This is a genomic window from Paraburkholderia caballeronis (genome assembly GCF_900104845.1).
GTDB lineage: Bacteria > Pseudomonadota > Gammaproteobacteria > Burkholderiales > Burkholderiaceae > Paraburkholderia > Paraburkholderia caballeronis.
Genome location: NZ_FNSR01000002.1, coordinates 97,223 through 114,091, shown reverse-complemented (window position 1 = coordinate 114,091; position 16,869 = coordinate 97,223). Strand labels below are relative to the sequence as shown.

19 protein-coding genes and 1 pseudogene are annotated in these 16,869 nt (G+C 66.8%); 8 read left to right on the top strand and 12 right to left on the bottom strand.

Features of this window, described 5'->3' with window-relative positions; genetic code table 11:
• Positions 1-7 precede the first annotated feature (7 nt).
• From BLV92_RS17080 to BLV92_RS17065, 4 genes are all read right to left on the bottom strand, one after another.
• Positions 8-487 (bottom strand): RidA family protein, encoded by a 480-nt coding sequence (locus BLV92_RS17080; protein ID WP_090547306.1) that lies wholly within the window; start codon positions 485-487, stop codon positions 8-10.
• A gap of 119 nt (positions 488-606) precedes the next feature.
• Complete coding sequence (locus BLV92_RS17075; RefSeq protein WP_090547304.1) at positions 607-1,158, bottom strand: cytochrome b; 552 nt, start codon at positions 1,156-1,158, stop codon at positions 607-609.
• Complete coding sequence (locus BLV92_RS17070; protein WP_090547303.1) at positions 1,155-2,237, bottom strand: catalase family peroxidase; 1,083 nt, start codon at positions 2,235-2,237, stop codon at positions 1,155-1,157. The genes BLV92_RS17075 and BLV92_RS17070 overlap by 4 nt, the downstream gene beginning before the upstream one ends.
• 243 nt (positions 2,238-2,480) lie before the next feature.
• A complete protein-coding gene (locus tag BLV92_RS17065; protein WP_243843809.1) occupies positions 2,481-3,617 on the bottom strand; it encodes a porin in 1,137 nt (378 codons plus the stop codon).
• 377 nt (positions 3,618-3,994) lie between these two features.
• Here BLV92_RS17065 and glpD point away from each other — a divergent pair.
• From glpD to BLV92_RS17050, 3 genes and pseudogenes are all read left to right on the top strand, one after another.
• A pseudogene (gene glpD, locus BLV92_RS17060) lies at positions 3,995-4,765 on the top strand (glycerol-3-phosphate dehydrogenase); the annotation flags it as partial.
• A gap of 241 nt (positions 4,766-5,006) precedes the next feature.
• Positions 5,007-5,411, top strand: a complete 405-nt coding sequence (locus BLV92_RS17055) for a hypothetical protein (protein WP_090547299.1) — start codon at positions 5,007-5,009, stop codon at positions 5,409-5,411.
• Between the two features lie 56 nt (positions 5,412-5,467).
• Complete coding sequence (locus BLV92_RS17050; protein WP_090547297.1) at positions 5,468-5,869, top strand: GFA family protein; 402 nt, start codon at positions 5,468-5,470, stop codon at positions 5,867-5,869.
• 47 nt (positions 5,870-5,916) lie between these two features.
• Here the strand turns inward: BLV92_RS17050 and BLV92_RS17045 are convergent, their stop codons facing one another.
• From BLV92_RS17045 to BLV92_RS32120, 3 genes are all read right to left on the bottom strand, one after another.
• On the bottom strand, positions 5,917-7,359 hold the full coding sequence (locus BLV92_RS17045; RefSeq protein WP_090547296.1) for an NAD-dependent succinate-semialdehyde dehydrogenase: 1,443 nt from the start codon (positions 7,357-7,359) through the stop codon (positions 5,917-5,919).
• A 265-nt stretch (positions 7,360-7,624) separates the two neighbouring features.
• Positions 7,625-9,772, bottom strand: coding sequence for a phosphocholine-specific phospholipase C (locus BLV92_RS17040; RefSeq protein WP_090547294.1), 2,148 nt, complete (start codon positions 9,770-9,772; stop codon positions 7,625-7,627).
• Between the two features lie 65 nt (positions 9,773-9,837).
• Positions 9,838-9,984 carry a hypothetical protein gene (locus BLV92_RS32120; protein WP_167627105.1) on the bottom strand — a complete coding sequence of 49 codons (147 nt, stop codon included), beginning with the start codon at positions 9,982-9,984 and terminating at the stop codon, positions 9,838-9,840.
• Between BLV92_RS32120 and BLV92_RS31610 the strand changes: the two genes are divergently transcribed.
• From BLV92_RS31610 to BLV92_RS17030, 3 genes are all read left to right on the top strand, one after another.
• Positions 9,983-10,300: a hypothetical protein gene (locus BLV92_RS31610; RefSeq protein WP_134044873.1), complete on the top strand. Its 318-nt coding sequence runs from the start codon at positions 9,983-9,985 to the stop codon at positions 10,298-10,300. The genes BLV92_RS32120 and BLV92_RS31610 overlap by 2 nt on opposite strands.
• A gap of 324 nt (positions 10,301-10,624) precedes the next feature.
• Entirely contained in the window at positions 10,625-12,169 is a 1,545-nt protein-coding gene (locus BLV92_RS17035) for an FGGY-family carbohydrate kinase (protein ID WP_090547293.1), read from the top strand.
• Positions 12,170-12,384: 215 nt separating this feature from the next.
• Positions 12,385-12,597, top strand: coding sequence for a hypothetical protein (locus BLV92_RS17030; protein WP_090547291.1), 213 nt, complete (start codon positions 12,385-12,387; stop codon positions 12,595-12,597).
• Between the two features lie 24 nt (positions 12,598-12,621).
• Here BLV92_RS17030 and BLV92_RS17025 read toward each other — a convergent pair whose 3' ends face one another.
• From BLV92_RS17025 to BLV92_RS31605, 5 genes are all read right to left on the bottom strand, one after another.
• Entirely contained in the window at positions 12,622-12,918 is a 297-nt protein-coding gene (locus BLV92_RS17025) for a cupin domain-containing protein (RefSeq protein ID WP_090547290.1), read from the bottom strand.
• 73 nt (positions 12,919-12,991) lie between these two features.
• Positions 12,992-13,867: a lipid A biosynthesis lauroyl acyltransferase gene (locus tag BLV92_RS17020; protein ID WP_090547288.1), complete on the bottom strand. Its 876-nt coding sequence runs from the start codon at positions 13,865-13,867 to the stop codon at positions 12,992-12,994.
• A 156-nt stretch (positions 13,868-14,023) separates the two neighbouring features.
• Positions 14,024-14,308, bottom strand: a complete 285-nt coding sequence (locus BLV92_RS17015) for a hypothetical protein (protein WP_090547286.1) — start codon at positions 14,306-14,308, stop codon at positions 14,024-14,026.
• 218 nt (positions 14,309-14,526) lie between these two features.
• Complete coding sequence (locus tag BLV92_RS17010) at positions 14,527-14,814, bottom strand: hypothetical protein (protein WP_090547285.1); 288 nt, start codon at positions 14,812-14,814, stop codon at positions 14,527-14,529.
• 135 nt (positions 14,815-14,949) lie between these two features.
• Positions 14,950-15,303, bottom strand: coding sequence for a hypothetical protein (locus BLV92_RS31605; RefSeq protein ID WP_143040692.1), 354 nt, complete (start codon positions 15,301-15,303; stop codon positions 14,950-14,952).
• 103 nt (positions 15,304-15,406) lie between these two features.
• On the opposite strand from BLV92_RS31605, the gene BLV92_RS17005 reads away from it, so the two are divergent.
• Positions 15,407-15,691, top strand: a complete 285-nt coding sequence (locus BLV92_RS17005; protein ID WP_090547283.1) for a hypothetical protein — start codon at positions 15,407-15,409, stop codon at positions 15,689-15,691.
• A gap of 40 nt (positions 15,692-15,731) precedes the next feature.
• Positions 15,732-16,802, top strand: coding sequence for a trypsin-like peptidase domain-containing protein (locus BLV92_RS17000; protein WP_309147466.1), 1,071 nt, complete (start codon positions 15,732-15,734; stop codon positions 16,800-16,802).
• The last annotated feature ends 67 nt before the right edge of the window (positions 16,803-16,869 follow it).

Genomic DNA, 16,869 nt, shown 5'->3' with positions numbered 1-16,869 from the left:
TTGCGGGTCAGTGATTGGAGCCGATGCCGAACACGAAGTCGATCTCGACCGCCGCGCCCTTCGGCAATTGCAGCACGCCGACCGACGTGCGCGTATGGATGCCGATCGGGCCGAGCACCGCATACAACGCTTCGGACGCGCCGTCCGCTACTTCGCTCTGCTGCGTGAAATCCGGCGCGCTGCGCACGAACACGGTTATTCGCGGCGCCGATACGACGCCGGCCAGCGTGCCGAGCGTCCCGCGCACGAGCGCGAGCGCCCGCAGCGTCGAGACGGTCGCCGCGCGCCGCGCGTCGTCGAGCGAAAGATCCGCGCCGACGACGCCGACGTAATGGACCCGGTCGCCGATGCGCGGAATCTGGCCGGAAATATACGCGTGGCCGCCGTCGATCACGATCGGCGCGTACTTGCCGCCGACCTTGATTTCCTCGTCGACGGGAAACGAGTGCTCGCGGGCGAGATTCAGGAAGGCTTCGTCGGGATGCACGGCGGCTCCGTAGCGGGTGGGCGATAGGCGGTGTGCGGCGATCTTACCGCGAACCGTCGCGTCATACACAGTCGCTACGGAGTTTCGACGCCGCCGACAACCGAAATCGACCCGCGACGCTAAACCTCGTCGTGTCCGCCGCCGCGCGCCATGCTCGCGAATACGCCGTCGCGCCGCACCAGCGCATGAAACAGCGCGGCCGCCAGATGCAGCAGCACGGCCGCGTACAACGCGAGCGCGACCCACGTGTGCGCGGCGCGCAACACCGCATAGAGCGTCACGTTGTGCGGCGCGATCGGCGGCAGTTGCACGCCGGGCGCGAGCACGACCGGATAACCGCCGGCCGACAGCATCGCCCAGCCGATCAGCGGCATCGCGGCCATCATCGCGTACAGCGCGTAGTGCGATGCCTTTGCGGCTGCGTGCTGCCACTTCGGCATGTCGTCGGGCAACGGCGGCGTGCCGCGCGTCACGCGCACGCCCGCGCGGATCACGACGAGCGCGAGCAGCGCGATGCCGAGCGGACGATGCAAGGCCAGCAGCGTGTCGTGCAGTTGCGACACCGTCGAGACCATCCCGACGCCGACGAACAGCATCGTCACGATCAGCACGGCCATCAGCCAGTGCAGCAGCCGCGCGGCGGGGCTGAAATGAAGCGTTTCGCGGTTCATCGGTGCGGGTCTCCAGGAGAGGGCGCGGCGTGCATGGCCTGCGCCGCGCCGGTCGCTTCTTCGCGCGTGCGGCGGTTGAACGACACCGCATACGCAGCCGAACGCGCGGCGAGCAGCGGGTCGTCGGACGGCTTCAGGCCGTCCGGCAGCACGGTCGGGTCGTAGTTCACGTCGCGGCATTGGCCTTCGCTTTGCGGCGACGCCTGTTGCAGCACCAGCGTGCCGGCGTCGATCCGCTCGCGCGTGTCGGGCCACTGCTGCGTCGCGTCGTCGGTCGGATCGCCGGGCGCGGCGACGGTCAGGATCAGATGCCAGCGCAAAGGTCCCGCCGCGAGCCGCGTGTCGAGATCGTTAGCAAGGAAGTCCGGCTGCGTTTTTTGAGCGGCGGTTTCCGCTTCGAACGGCGTATCGGGCACGACCTGCCAGCGCACCGCATGCGTCGCGCCGGCGGCATCGGTCGCGATGAACGCGTTGATCCCGTAGAACGCGGTGTTCGCGAAGCTCGACGATTGCGGATGCGTGGACACCCATTGCCGGAACGGCTGCGTGTCCGGATTCGCGCGGAAGAACGCGGCGAGTTTCTGCGGGTCCGGTTTGCCGGTCGCGGGATCGGGCTTCGACGCGACGAGTTGCGCATAGAACTGCTGCGGCGTATGCACCGCGAACACCGGCGTCGAGTTCATGCCGGTTCGCCATTGCTCGCCGTCGCTCAACCTGAACAGCAGCGCGAGGCTGCGCACCGGCACGCTCGCGTCCGGCGCGGACGGATTGCTGCCCGGGATCGCGAAGCGGCCGATCACCGGCGTGCGCTGTTGCGGCGCGAACACCGCCGCGCGCGACACGTCGGTGCCGTTGCCGTTGCTGTCGAACCAGCCCTCGACGCACAGCCCCTTCGCATGATTGCGCCGGTAGCCCGGATGCACGCCGTAGTTGCGCTCGAACGTATTGATGATGTGCGGCGCGGTGAGCCGCTCCGGCGTGAGCCAGCCGGCGGTCCATGCGAACGCGGCGGCTGCGCAGCCGACCGCGGCTGCGATCGCGGCCAGCCGGCACGGCACGCAGATCGTCGGGCGCGTCATCGTGGCGCTCCGTGCCGTTCGCCCTGGGCGAACGGCAGCGCGTGCGGCGGGAAGGGCGCGCGCGGAGGATGAAGGCGCGCGCGGGCGGTGTCGTGCATGATCGCTCCAGTGAACGGCCGCAGCGGCCGATACTGGCGCCAACATGACGGCGTGCGGATTTATTCCGTCGCGGTCGCTGTCGCGGCGCGATCCATGCTCGAACGCCGGACGTTCGCCGGGCGTTCGCTTCGATCGGCGATCCGATCAGAACCGGTGCCGCAGCCCGAGCGCGGCGACGAGCTGATTCGCGCCGGACGCGCGCGAGAAGTTCGAGATCTGCGCGCCCTGGATGCCGGTGCCTTCGAGCTGGTTCGCGCGCTGGTACAGCAGTTCCGCGTACACGTCGGTGCGCGTCGACAGCGCATAGGTGTTCAGCACGTTCACCTGATGCCACTTCGGATAACGCACGCCGTCCGGCGTATCGAAGCGGCCATACGTGAACGTGTAGCCGGCCGACACGTGCCAGCGCGGCGTGAAGTAATAACGCGCGTTGACCTCGACGTTGTCGAAGCGCACGTCGTCGTTCGGCAACGCGATCGCGGTGTCGGCGACGTTGTTGATCGACGTGACATTGTCGAGCCGCGTCTCGCTCAGCACGAGGCCGACGGTGAAGCGTTCGAACTGGTAGTTGCCGCCGACGCCCCACGTGCGCTGCCGGTCCGCGTTGAACGGCGCGCCCGCCGGCTCCGCGCCGTCGGCGTTCGCGCTCGCCGCGTTCGACGCGTGATCGAACTGGAAGTACCCCGCGCCGAGCCGCAGCCTGCCGTAGCGATAACCGCCGCCGACGCTGTATTCGCGGCTGTCCGCGAACGCGCCCGCCTTGTTCGAGAAGCCGTAGGTGCCGCCGAACGTGAAGCCGTGCAGTTCCGGGCTCGCGTACTTGATCGAGTTGTTGGTGCGCGTGTAGTTGTCGAGGTTGTCGTTGTCGTACGGATGCGCGAACGCGGTGCCGCCATCGCCGGTGCCGCCGAGCGAGAACGGCTCCACGTAGGTGACGACCGCGTCGAACTGGCGGCCGAGCGTCACCGTGCCGGCGCTTTTCGACGCGAGCCCGAGATACGACTGGAAGCCGAACAGCCGGCCCTGCTGCGCGAGCGTGCCGGCCATCGTCGAGAAGCCGTTCGTCAGCGTGAACAGCGCGGTCAGGTCGGGGCTGAGCGGTTCTTCGCCGGACAGCGCCCAGCGGCTGATGTTGATGTCGCCGTTCTTCGCCTGCCATGCGCTTTCGTGGCCGGCGGTGTTGCCGGCGTCGCTCACGTAAGCGACGCCGGCGTCGATCAGGCCGGACAGCCGCACCGATCCGTCCGCATGGGCGAGCGGCGAGGCGGCCGCGAGCAGCACGAGCGCCGGATAACGACAGCGCCGGCCGAGGCGGCGGGACAACCGGCGGTGAGCGGGATGGCGGCGGTTACGGTCTCCGTTCGCGGGCGGGAAGGGGCGGGCGCGTGGCATGGCTGCTTGGTCGTATGTTGTGGTTGTGATCGTGTGGCGAGGTCGCCGGACTGCGCCGTCCGGTGGCGGCGTGGGCGTTATATGTATCACCGGGTCTGCGCGCGCAAATACCCTTCGGCCAGTAAGGGACCGTTGCCCGCCGCGCGGTTGATCGATCGGGCCGCGTCGTGCGAAGGCGCGCTTTGCGCGCGCGTCGACGATTCGTTAGCATGCGTTGACGGGCGGCGAACCTTCGCGTCCGGTCGATCGCAACCCGGGAGACGCGCGTGGAGCAGGACCGGCGGTTCGACGTGCTGGTGGTGGGCGGCGGCATCAACGGCGCCGGCATCGCGCGCGACGCGGCCGGGCGCGGGCTGTCCGCGCTGCTGGTGGAGCGCGACGATCTCGCGTCGCATACGTCGTCCGCGAGCACGAAGCTGATACACGGCGGGCTGCGCTACCTCGAACATCGCGAGTTCGCGCTGGTCCGCAAGGCGTTGCAGGAGCGCGAGACGCTGCTGCGCGCGGCTCCGCATCTGATCCGCCCGCTGTCGTTCGTGATGCCTCACGTGCATGCGCTGCGCCCCGCCTGGCTGATTCGCGCCGGCCTTTACCTGTACGACCACCTTGCGCGCCGCGAACTGCTGCCGCCTTCGCATGCGATCGCGCTGCGGCGGCATCCGGCCGGCGCGCCGCTTGTCGAATCGATCCGGCGCGGGTTCGTGTATGCGGACGGCCGGGTCGACGATGCGCGCCTCGTCGTCGCGAACGCGATCGATGCGCGCGAGCGCGGCGCGCGCGTGTTCACGCGCACGCGGCTCGTTCATGCGAGCCGCGAGGGCGATGGATGGGATGCGCAGCTTGCCGGCGCGGACGGCCGCGGGTTCGACGTGCGAGTTCGCTCGATCGTCAACGCGGCGGGGCCGTGGGTGAACGACGTGCTCGACCATGCGCTCGGGCAGCGTGCGGCGCATCGCGTGCGGCTCGTGAAGGGCAGCCACATCGATCTCGGCATTGCGTATGCACCGGGGCTTCACGAAGCGGAATTACGCTATCTGCGCGACCATGAATGGGCGCGTTGCGCGGACGACGTGCTGTGGCGGCGCTCGAAGCTCGGCCTGCATCTGGACGAGGCGTCGCGCGCGGACGTCGCGCGGCGCATCGACGACTGGTTCGCTCGATGCGCGCCGGCGGGTTCCGCTGGCGCGACACAGCCGCATGGCGCGCGCTGATCCGCGCGGCATCGCGCCTACCCGATGATTTTCGCACCCACCATCGTTTCAGAAAGGAGAGAAGAAGATGCCGAAGGTCCGAAGACTGGCTGCCGTCGCGAGCCTGCTTGCCGCGCTCGCGGGACCCGCGTCGTCGTTCGCGCAGACGCCGCCGCCCGCGAGCCAGGACGGCTCGATCCTGCTGACGGTGTTCTTCCGTCACGACCAGTCGAAGCCGCTGCCGAAGATCAACCAGGAACTCGCGGACCAGGGGTTCTACAAGGCGTTTCCGCCGCCCGGCGTCGAGGTGGTGTCGTGGTACGTGATGATGGGGATCGGCCAGGTCGTCACGCTGCGCGTGCCGGCGAACAAGCTGCGCGAGGTGAACCGCGTGATCGAGGACACCGCGTGGGGCGGCTACCGGACCGAGTTTTATCCGACCTACGACTATCGCGAACTGGCCGATCAGGCCCGCGCGCGCAACGGAAAATAACGTGACGCGGGCGGCGGCGCGATGCCGCCGCCGTCGCCGGACGAAAGGAGAAAACGATGTCGCTGAACGGAGGCTGCCTGTGCGGCCGCGTGCGCTACGAAGTATCCGGGGCGCCGTTCTACACCACCGCGTGTCATTGTGCCGATTGCCGCCGCGCGGCGGCCGCGCCGTACGTCGCGTGGTTCTCGGTGATGCGCGCCGCGTTCCGCTTCGTGTCCGGCGCGCCGCGCGACTACGTGTCGAGCCCCGGCGTCGTGCGTTCGTTCTGCGCGGACTGCGGCACGCCGCTCACGTACCGGAACGCGGCGCTGCCGGACGAGATCGACGTCGCGACCGCGAGCCTCGACCGGCCCGACGACGTGCCGCCGGAACGTCACACGTGGGTGTCGCAGAAGCTCGCGTGGGTGGTCATCGCGGACGGGTTGCCGCAATTGCCGCGCGAAGGGTCCGGGGGATAACGCACCATTGCGTGCCGGACCCGCGCCGCGCGGCGCGTGAACCCGGATCAGCGATGCTCGGTGACGAGCTTCGTGACCAGGTACGCTTCCATTGCCTCGGTGCCGCCTTCCGAGCCGTAGCCCGACTCCTTCACGCCGCCGAACGGCGTTTCCGCGAGGCCGAGGCCGTGGTGGTTGATCGACAGCATGCCGCTTTCGATGTCGTCGGACAACGCGGCCGACGTCGCCGCCGAGCGCGTGTACGCATACGCGGCGAGGCCGTACGGCAAGCGGTTCGCCTCGGCGATCACTTCGTCGTAGCTGCCGAAGCGCGACACCGGCGCGACCGGGCCGAACGGCTCTTCCTGCATGATCCGCGCGGACAGCGGCACGTCGGTCAGCACGGTCGGCGCGAAGAAGTAGCCTTCGCGGCCGACGCGCTCGCCGCCGGTTTGCACCTTCGCGCCGTGCTCGCGCGCGTCGGCGACGATGCGCTCCATCGCGGCGAGGCGGCGGTCGTTCGCGAGCGGCCCCATCTGCACGCCGTCTTCGAGGCCGTTGCCGACCTTGATCGCGCGCGTCGCGGCGACGAAGTGCTCGACGAACTCGTCATAGGCCGCGTCCTCGACGAGGAAGCGCGTCGGCGAGATGCACACCTGGCCGGCGTTGCGGAATTTCGCGCCCGCGAGCAGCTTCGCGGCGCGCGGCACGTCGGCGTCCGCGAACACGAGCGCCGGCGCGTGGCCGCCGAGTTCCATCGTCACGCGCTTCATGTGTTCGCCGGCCTTCGCCGCGAGCAGCTTGCCGACCGGCGTCGAGCCGGTGAACGAGATCTTGCGGATCGCCGGATGCGCGATCAGGTACGACGACACCTCGGCGGGCACGCCGAACACGAGGTTCAGCACGCCGGCCGGCAGGCCCGCGTCGATAAAGACCTGCACGAGCGCCGCGCAGCTGGCCGGCGTTTCCTCCGGTCCCTTGAGCACGACGGTGCAGCCCGACGCGAGCGCGGCCGACACCTTGCGCACCGCCTGGTTCAGCGGGAAATTCCACGGCGTGAACGCGGCGACCGGGCCGACCGGCTCGCGCGTGACGATCTGGCGGACCGCTTCCGAACGCGACGGGATCACGCGGCCATAGGTGCGGCGCGCTTCTTCCGCGAACCAGTCGATCGTGTCCGCGCCGTTCAGCGTTTCGATGCGCGACTCGACGAACGGCTTGCCCTGCTCGCGCGTCATGATCGTCGCGACTTCCTCCGCGCGGTCGCGCAGCAGTTGCGCGGCGCGGCGCATCAGCTTGCTGCGCTCGAACGCGCTGACCTTGCGCCATGCGCGGAACGCGCGCGCGGCGGCCTCGGCCGCGTCGGACAGATCGTTCTCGCTCGCGAGGCTCAGCCGGCCGATCTCGGCCTCGGTCGCCGGATCGATCACCGGAATGGTTTTCGCGCCGGCGCGCCATGCGCCGTCGACGTAGATCTGGGTATCCGGATAGGGCTTTGCGCTGGAACTCATGATGATGCGGTCCTTTTCGACGGTTGAATACGGGGGCGGCGGCGCGCGTCGGGCGATGCGCTGATGAGCGGATTCGCTGCGACGCCCGCGGGCCGCACCGGGCGATGCGGAGCGGCCATTGTGCCATCGACGCGCGACCTCTGCTGGCGGCGCGGACGGCGCGCGAAGCAGCGCAAATGAACGCAATGAACGCAATGAACGCAAGCGCCCCGCGGCCGGGCGGATGCCGGCCGCGGGGCGGGGGAGGCTCAGGCCCGTTTGCGGATCAGGCGAGTTTCGTGACCGGCGCGACGGCGGCCGGGTCGCTGATGCTGGTCTTGCCGTTCTCGACGTGGCCGGCGACGCGGCGCGAGAAGCTCGCGTCGTCGTGGCTCGTGACGGTCAGGTCGTACCAGTGATGGCTCGCCGCGAGCACCCACGGCTCGACGATGCTGCCGCCCGCCGGCACCAGCACCGGACGCGGCAGCGCGCCATACGCGTTGTCCGTCACCGTGAGGCGCGCGATGCCGCCGCCCGCGTTCGCGAACTTCAGAAACAGATTGCCGTTCGCGACGTCGTATTGCGCGGTGATCTCCGGCTGCGGCGCGCGGTTGAAGATCGCGCCGATGCCGTGGCCGGGCGACTGCGCGGGCGTCGCCGTGCCGGCGAACTTGCGCACGAAACCGTTCGGGCCGTACACCTCGAACGCGTACACGCCGTTCGTCGACGACAGGTCGTACGTGTCGGACAGCGTCTTGCCGGCCTCGACCGTGTAGCGCCACGGGCCGTCGGTGCGGTTCGTGCCGTACACGTAGAAGTGCGCGCCCTGGCGGCCGGTGTTCGCGAACGTGATCTGCAGCGTGTTCTTCTTCGTGTCGACGTGGCTGTTCACGTGCAGCTCGTACGGCAGCGCGCGCGCATAGCGGATGCCCGGCTCCTGCGGATCGATCGTGCCGGGCGTCGCCGGCACGGTCGGCTTCGGCTGCGTCTTGCACTGGTTGTCCGCCATCGTCATGTAGTCGCTCGTGTCCGGCAGCGGCGGCACCGACGAATCCGGCGTGCGGAAGTCGAATGCGGTCGTCAGGTCGCCGCACACCGCGCGACGCCACGCGGTGATGTTCGGCTCGTGCACGCCGAAGCGCTCCTCGATAAAGCGGATCACCGACGTGTGGTCGAACACCTGCGAGCACACGAAGCCGCCCTTCGTCCACGGCGACACGATCGTCATCGGCACGCGCGAGCCGAGGCCGTATGGCAGGCCGTCGGCGGTGTACTTGCCGCCGCGTCCCGGGTTCACGACCGTATGCACCTCGCCCTCCACGCTGACCGTCGAGCGGCCCTGCGCGGACGTCGTCGGTGGCTGCGGCGGCACCACGTGGTCGAAGAAGCCGTCGTTCTCGTCGTACATCACGAAGAGCACGGTCTTGCTCCACACTTCGGGGTTCGACGTCAGCGCGTCGAGGATTTGCGACGTGTATTCCGCGCCGTAGGCCGGGGTGTAGCTCGGGTGCTCCGAGTAAGCGGCCGGCGGCAGCAGCCACGACACCTGCGGCAGCCTGTTCGCGAGCACGTCGGACTTCAGGTCCGCGATCGTGCGCGCCGTCTGCGCGCGCTGATACAGCGCGGAGCCCGGCTGCGCGTTGATGAAGTTCACGAAGTTCTGCAGGATGTTGGTGCCGTAGTTGCCGTTCAGCGGATCGTCGCCGTTCACGCCCTGCTGGTAGACCTGCCACGACACGCCGGCCGCCTGCAGGCGCTCCGGATACGTGGTCCACGACAGCAGTTGATAGGTCGGCGGGCCGTCGCCGTCCACGTAATCGTTGTTGTCGAGCAGCGGGCCGCCCATCGTGCCGGACGGATCGACCATGCCGGTCATCAGGTACGCGCGGTTCGGGTGGGTCGGCCCCGGCAGCGAGCAGAAGTACGCGTCGCAGACCGTGAACGCATCGGCGAGCGCGTAGTGGAACGGCAGGTCCGAGCGCAGGTGATAGCCCATCGTCATGTCCGTCTTGTTCGCGGGCCACTGGTCCATGCGACCGTTGTTGATCGCATAGTGGGTCGGATACCACGAGTGGTCGAGATCGCCGACGCATTGCGCGCTGGTCGTCTGCGTGTTCAGATGGAACGGCACGACCGGCTTCGTCGGGTCTTCCTTCGACGGCTGATACCAGACCGGCTGGCCGCCCGCCAGCGGGATCGGGAAGCGGTCGTTGTATCCGCGCACGCCGCGCAGGTGGCCGAAATAATGGTCGAACGAACGGTTCTCCTGCATGAACACGACGATGTGCTCGACGTCGCGGATCGTGCCGGTGCGCGAGAACGCCGGGATCGCGAGCGCGTTGCGGATCGATTCGGGGAACACGGTCATCGCGGCGGCGGCGGCTCCGGACGACGCGACGGTTTGCAGGAAACGGCGACGGCTGCTTGAAGTCATTGGTCTATCACCTTCTGCTGTGGGGGGAAGGGCAGTGCGCATGGCGATGCGCACCATGAACCGGGTTAGCGACTGCGGGTGCTGTCGCCGTCGCCGGGCGCGTAGCTCATCACCGGCGCGACCTGCTGGCCGTCCGCCGCGACGCTCGCCTGCGCGCTTTGCGTCGCGTCGCCGGCGTCCGTCGCGGTGCCGCTGCCGGCGTCCGGCGGCATGCCGGGACCCGGACTCGCGAACGACGTCGCGGCCTGCTGTGGCGCAAAGGATGACGAAGAGGCGTTGTTCGGTGTATTCGATGAAGAAGCGGTGTCCGCGCCGCCGGAACCGTCTCCGGGTCCGCATGCAGCGAGCATCGTGGTTGCAGACGCAACGGCTAACACAGTCGCAACCGATGAAACGAATGATCGTTTTTTCATCTGCTATTCCCGTGCGGGTTCGTTGAGTGCGCACAGTTTCGCGGCGGCAGAAGAAACATTTGTGAAACGGGCGAAAACGTTTGCGAGTATGAAATTCCGCTTTCAATCACGTTGACGTCGATTGCAAAACGGTTGCATCGTGAGCGATGCGAAATGATTTGAAACGGCGGAGTTGAAGCGCCGCAGGGACGATGCGCGACAAAGCGTGCATGGCATGAGAGGGGGGAGTGGTCGTTTGTGCGCGACGCAAGGTAGGATGTTCGCGACAGCAACCCCCTTGCATGGGATCGGAGTAAGCGCTGAAGCGCTCACTCCGATCGACAGGCGACGGGGCGCTGCATTTTTTGCAGTGCATCATCCGGCAACGTGCCGCGACGCCGTTGGCCCGCCCATCAACGGTTCGCGCGCATGACGCGCCCCGGCAATCTATGGAGACGACATGGAATATGTGATCGGCGTGGATATCGGCACCCAGAGCACCAAGGCGCTGCTCGTGGACCGCAACGGCGCGATCGTCGCACAGCACGCGTCGAGTTATCAGCCCGATACGCCCAGGCCGCTGTGGGCCGAGCAGCAGGCGTCCGTGTGGTTCGACGCGGTGACTGCGTGCATCGCGCAGGTGACCGCGCACGCGAAGGAACAGGGCATCGACGCCGCGTCGATCAAGGCCGTCTGCATCAGCAGCCTGTACGGCGGGTCCGGCATTCCGGTCGGCGCGGACATGGCGCCGCTGTATCCGTGCCTGATCTGGATGGACCGCCGCGCCACCGCCGAGGTCGAGTGGGTACGCTCGCACGTCGACATGGACCGGCTGCGCGCGATCACCGGCAACGGCGTCGACAGCTACTACGGCTACACGAAGATGTTATGGCTGCGCGGAAACGAGTCGGACGTGTGGGCCGCCACGCGGTTTTTTCTGCCGCCGAACGCGTATGTGATCTATCGGCTCACCGGCGAGGTCGCGGTCGATCATTGCTCGGCCGGCAACATCGGCGGCGTGTACGACATCGCGCGGCGCGGATGGTCCGGCGAGATGCTCGACACGCTCGGCATCGAGCGCACGAAGATGCCGCAGCGGCTCGTCGATTCGACCGACGTCGTCGGCACGCTGCTGCCGCAGGCCGCGCAGCGACTGGGACTCGACGCCGGCACTGCGATCGTCGCGGGCGGCATCGACGCGGCGGTCGCGACGTTCGCGGCCGGCGTCACGCAGACCGGCCAGCACGTCGCGATGATCGGCACCAGCATGTGCTGGGGATACGTGAACCAGCACGTCGATGCGAGCCATGGACTCGTCGCGATGCCGCATGTGTTCAACGGCCAGAACGATCTGTATGTGTTCGGCGGCGCGAGCACGGCGGGCGCGTCGGTCGCGTGGTTTCGCGACCAGTTTTGCCGCGACCAGATCGAAGCCGCGAAGGCGACCTCGCACAGGGACGCGCACCGGCTGCTGGAAGACGCGGCTGCCCGCGTGCCGGCCGGCTCGGACGGCGTGATGTTCCTGCCGTATCTGATGGGCGAGCGCAGCCCCGTGTGGGATGCGAAGGCGAGCGGCGCGTTCGTCGGGCTGAACCTGTTCGACACGCGCGCGCATCTGTATCGCGCGGTGCTCGAAGGCGTCGCGTTCGCGTTGCAGCACAACATCGAGGCCGGCCGCAAGGGCGCGGAGCGGCTCGACGAGCGGTTGATCGTCGTCGGCGGCGCCGCGCATTCGGACCTGTGGATGCAGATCATCGCGGACGTCACCGGTTATCCGGTCTATACGATCGAACAGGACGTCGAGGCGGCGATGGGCGCCGCGCTGCTCGCGGCGCTGGGCGCGGGCCTCGTGTCGCGCGAGGCTGCGCAGCGCGGATGGATCACGCTGGTCGAGCGGGCGACGCCCGACGCGTCGCGGCGCGCGCTTTACGCGGAGCGGTTCGGCATCTATGCGGACCTGTATCCGGCGCTCAGGCCGTTGATGCATCGTCTGCGAAACGCGTGATGGCGGGGACGTTGCGGATTATGTCGGTCGGCGCGGGCAGGTGAGGTGGGCGTCTCGCGATACTCGGGCGGGGTGGTGATGGCGTCGAGGATAGGGGCTTGCCGCGCGCTGGCGGTTGCGTCGGACGTCATGTTGATCCGGCCGCGGAAGCGGGCCGCCGGCGGGAGAGTAGAATTCAGCCGATCATTCCCGTCTTTTTTCTGTTGATTGTCGCCATGAACACTCCGTCCACCAGGAAGCGCAAGCGCCCGCCGACATGGTTGCTGAACCTGATGACCGCGCTCGTCGGCATCGCGACGCTCGGCCTCGGCGTGGGCTGGCTCATCTATAGCTGGAAGGTCGATCTCGAAGTGCCTTATTTCGCGATTCCGCTGGTTTTGTGCGTGCCCGTGATCGTCGCGGTTGCGTTCCGGAATATATGGGATTGACCGATGCGGGCTGATTCGCCGGCCTCACACGTCGATAATCACCAGCGTACCGTGGCTGCCCGGTAAAACCGCATGCGGAACGCCCGCCGGCGCGAGATACATCTGGCCGGCCTCCACGGTCACCGCTTCGTGTTCGACCTGCAAAAGCAGTTTGCCGTCGACTACGAGCAACCCTTCGTTGTAGTCGTGCGTTTCCTCGCCATACGGCTGGTCGTCCATTCTCAGGACCTTTATTTTCGCGGCGCCCACTTGACCGACGACGGAAGATTTCCACGCGGCAGCCAGGCTGTCCGCGACGGATTTGAAATCGACCAGCGGCATACACGCGGCTCCTGAAAATCAGCATTGCCCGGGTAACTGGGCGTTTGGCGGCCCGATACGGCTCTGGCGGGCGTTAGTACACCGAGGGCATGCCGGCCGGACGATTCTTGAAGCGTCGATGCACCCAATAATACTGGTCGGGCAGGCGCTCGATCTCCTGCTCCAGAAAGGCATTCATGCGGGTCGCGTCGGTGGCGTCGTCGCCCGACGGAAAGTCCTTCAACGGCTCGAAGATCGTCATCTTGTAGCCCCTGTAGTCGGGCAGCACTTCCGTGACGAAAGGCACGACCCGCGCGCGTCCGAGGCGCGCGAGACGGGACACGGACGTCAGCGTGCAGGCGGGAACCCCGAAGAACGGCGCGAACACGGAATTGTCGACGCCGAAATCCATGTCGGCCGCCAGCATCACCGACTGGCCCGTGCGCAATTGAGCGACCACCGTGCGCGCGCTGTTCGAACGCAGCATCATGCTCGCGCCGAACCGGCCGCGCTGGCGGGCGGCCAGCGCGCAAAGCCGCTTGTCGGACATCGGCGTATAGAGCGCCGTGACGGGAAAACGGGTCGAATAAAGCATGCAGCCGACCTCGATCGCGACGAAATGGAATCCCATGAAGATGGTGGGGGGCGCGTCAGGATCGTCGAGGTCGATATGCGATTCGAGCTGCACCAGACGTTCGATCGCCCGGTGCGATCCGAACCATTGCACGCCTCGCTCCAGATAGCTGCGCAAGACGTGACGGAAGTGCGCGCGGCCCAGCACGTGGCGGTCCGCGTCGCTTTTTTCCGGAAAGCACAGATTCAGATTGACGAGGACGATGCGCTTGCGTCGGCTCGGAATACGGTACAACAACGCGCCCAGTGCGCCGCCGGCTCGCGCGACCCACCCGTAGGGCAGCACCGATAGCAGGCGAAGCAGGCCCACCATAAGCCAGAAGACTAGTTGTTTCATTTATGCGATTGCCAGCGAGGATGCTGGAGCATACACGCACTGTCTGCGTTTTCAATTACATATTGTGAATGCGCAAGGGAAGCGCTATCGAGGACGTATTCCGTGGAAACGTCCGCTTATCCATCGGATCCCGAAATTTTTGGGTCGTCGATCCGGTCAGAGGGCGACCAGCAGACGAAGCTGATGCTCAGTTTCGGCCCCGCGAACCAGGGCGTAAGCCCGCACCTCCGCCCGTTCGGAGCGTGAAATGGATTCCGTGCCGGAAAAGTCGTTCCATGCATCGTCCGCGATCGAGGTGGGCGCACCGCGGGTTCTCGCGAACGATTGGAGGAGGCGGCTCGCCTCGCGGCGCAGGACATGGCGGTCGGCGTTCAGGACATACGGCTCGAAGCCCGTGCGTAACACGAGGTAGTGCGGAATCGCATTGTCGTCATTTCTCACGGGCCGATACCAGGATGGTCAGAGTGGAAGAATACGTGCGTTGGGTTTCCCGCTTCGTCGCGGCCCTTTGCCGTTTTCGATCGAACGAAAAAATGCCTGAAAAAACGCTCTCCGCGACAGGATCGTCTTTCTGAAATGAACGACGGTCAAATCGGCAATCGAGGGGAGAGCGACATGCCGCTTGCGCAAATCGGCAGATGCCGCACGCCGGCGGCGCTTTATATGTCGTCGACCGACGCTCCGCTGATCTTGCCGTCGACGATGTCCTTTCCCTGCTGCCGGGCCGCGCGCCGCGCCATGCCGAAATCGGAGAAGGTATTCGGCTGGTTCAGCCGGAAGACGCGGCTTGCGGTTGAGGTTTCTATCGCGGACGGGCGGCATATCCGCACTGCGATGTCATAACCTTCCGCGTAACGGGAATGGCCGTCGAAGCGGCTGAACGTGCGGGAGAAAACGAGGGGATGAAGTTCGTACCCCTTGTAGAGAAGAAGCGGACGGGTCGACATGATGGTCACTCCACAGGGGATGGGCCACTATAACCCGAAACCGGCAGCGCGGGGCGGCGCAGGTGCTGTTACCAGAATTGAATTGACCGAAGATGCCGCCGCGCGTATGGTGGTCCGGTAAGCCCGCAAAGCGGATCACTTGTCCGCGTCGTCATCGATCCTGCAGCAGATGACCTGACGACCGCCATCGGCCTCATTCCTCCTCCACTGTACGTGGCCCGCTTCCAGAACATTCATCGACCATCCAGCCTGTCCGCCGCGCGGTGAGGGGATGCAGAACACCGGCTTCGTCGCACGAGCGATGGACGCCACCCCGACGATATGGCGATTCGCTTCGCGAATTCGGGGCAGCGCGGTATGCCGGTCGTCCGGGCGCTTGCCAATGCGAAGCACGAAGCTCGCGCAGGCCCGACGTAAAACCGCCTGAATCGCTGTGTTGCCCGTGTACCGGGTTTCCCGTCGGTGATCTTCGGCAGGGCTGCTTCGCACGTGCGAGTGGCTCTCCGGCCGTTTCGGGTATCGGCCTCCGGCTGAATCCCTATAACAATCGAAAAACCGGCTGCGTTTTTGCGGCCAGAAAAGGAGTTACCTGATGACAACCGTCCGCCATTATCGAGGTCTCGATATATCCCTGCTCGTGTATCCCCATCGCGCGACCCAAACGGGATTTGGCCACAATTACGAAGATGGATTCGATGCGTCGATCCGTATCAGCGAACCGGATTCCGTGATGGACAGCCCGCGGAGCCGCCTGTTCCGGGTGCCCGTCAAGCGTCCTTTCATGAATGCCGGCGACGCACGGCGCGCGTCCGTGGCCTACGCCGAGATGTTGATTGACGGTGACGGCGGCGATCGCCCGATCTGGGAGCAGGCTTGAGTGGTCGGGCAGCGGTATCACGATCACATCGGGAGTGCCTGTGGATTCTCACCTGACTGAGATGGAACCTGGCGCTGGAACGAGCGAAGATGCGCTCGAATTCCATCGCAGTTCCAACGGCGACAGATGGTTTCTGCGCCGTGGCGAGCGCAAGGCGCCCGTCGTCCGGCACGTGCCGAACGCGGCGTCGGCGGGGGCCGTGTCGGAATGGGCGGTGGGCGCGTTTCTGTCGTCCGAACGATGCGGGCCGGAGCACGATGCGCTGGTAGAGTTGCTTGCCGGACTGGTGCCGCCCGCCACGGGATCGGCCCAGCCGCGCAGCGGGCTTGCCGCGTCTCATCCACGCCGGGCGGGTCTGCCTGAGCCGCATGCCCAGGTGGGCGCGGATGGACTGCTTCTCGCCGTGACGCGCGTCTGTACGTTCGCGCAGGAACGTCGGTTGACCAATGCAAGCGGCTTCTTTTTCCAGCAGGGCACGCGGCTGTTCCTCGTGACCAGCCGCCACGTGATGATCGACGTGTCCGGCGAGCATTTTCCCGACCGCCTGGAGATCGAATTCCATGTCGACGCGGAGAACCTGGCGGCCGCCGCGTGGTTGTCGGTTCCGTTATATACGGCGGGGCATCCCCTCTGGCGTCAGGGAACGGATGATGGCGGCGAGATCGATGTCGCCGTCATCGAACTCGACCGGGCTGCGTTGCCGTCGGGCGCGAAGTTTCATGCGTTCGGCCCCGGCCATCTGCCGCGTTCCGGTGACGTGATGCCGATCGGGGCGTCGCTGCTGATCGTTGGTTTTCCGCTGGGTTTCCACGATTCGTTGCACCATTTGCCGGTCGTCCGGCAAGGCGTGCTGGCATCGGCATTCGGCCTGCGTTTCCAGGGGAAGGGCTGCTTCGTCACCGATGCGCGAACGCATCGCGGCACCAGCGGAGCGCCGGTTGTGCTGAGCGCGCCATCGGAAGGCAGGAAGCCTGACGAATTGCCGTGGCTGCTGCTGGGCGTCCATTCCTCGACCATCGATATGCGCGGCCGGGACGAGCAACTGGACGAGTCGCTCGGGCTGAACAATGCATGGTATGCGGATATCCTGATGGTCTTGACGGCTCACTAGCCGCGCATTTCTTTTGCCGGCAGGCGGCACCATCCGCACGGAATTCCGCACCGCAGGGGCGTTGCGG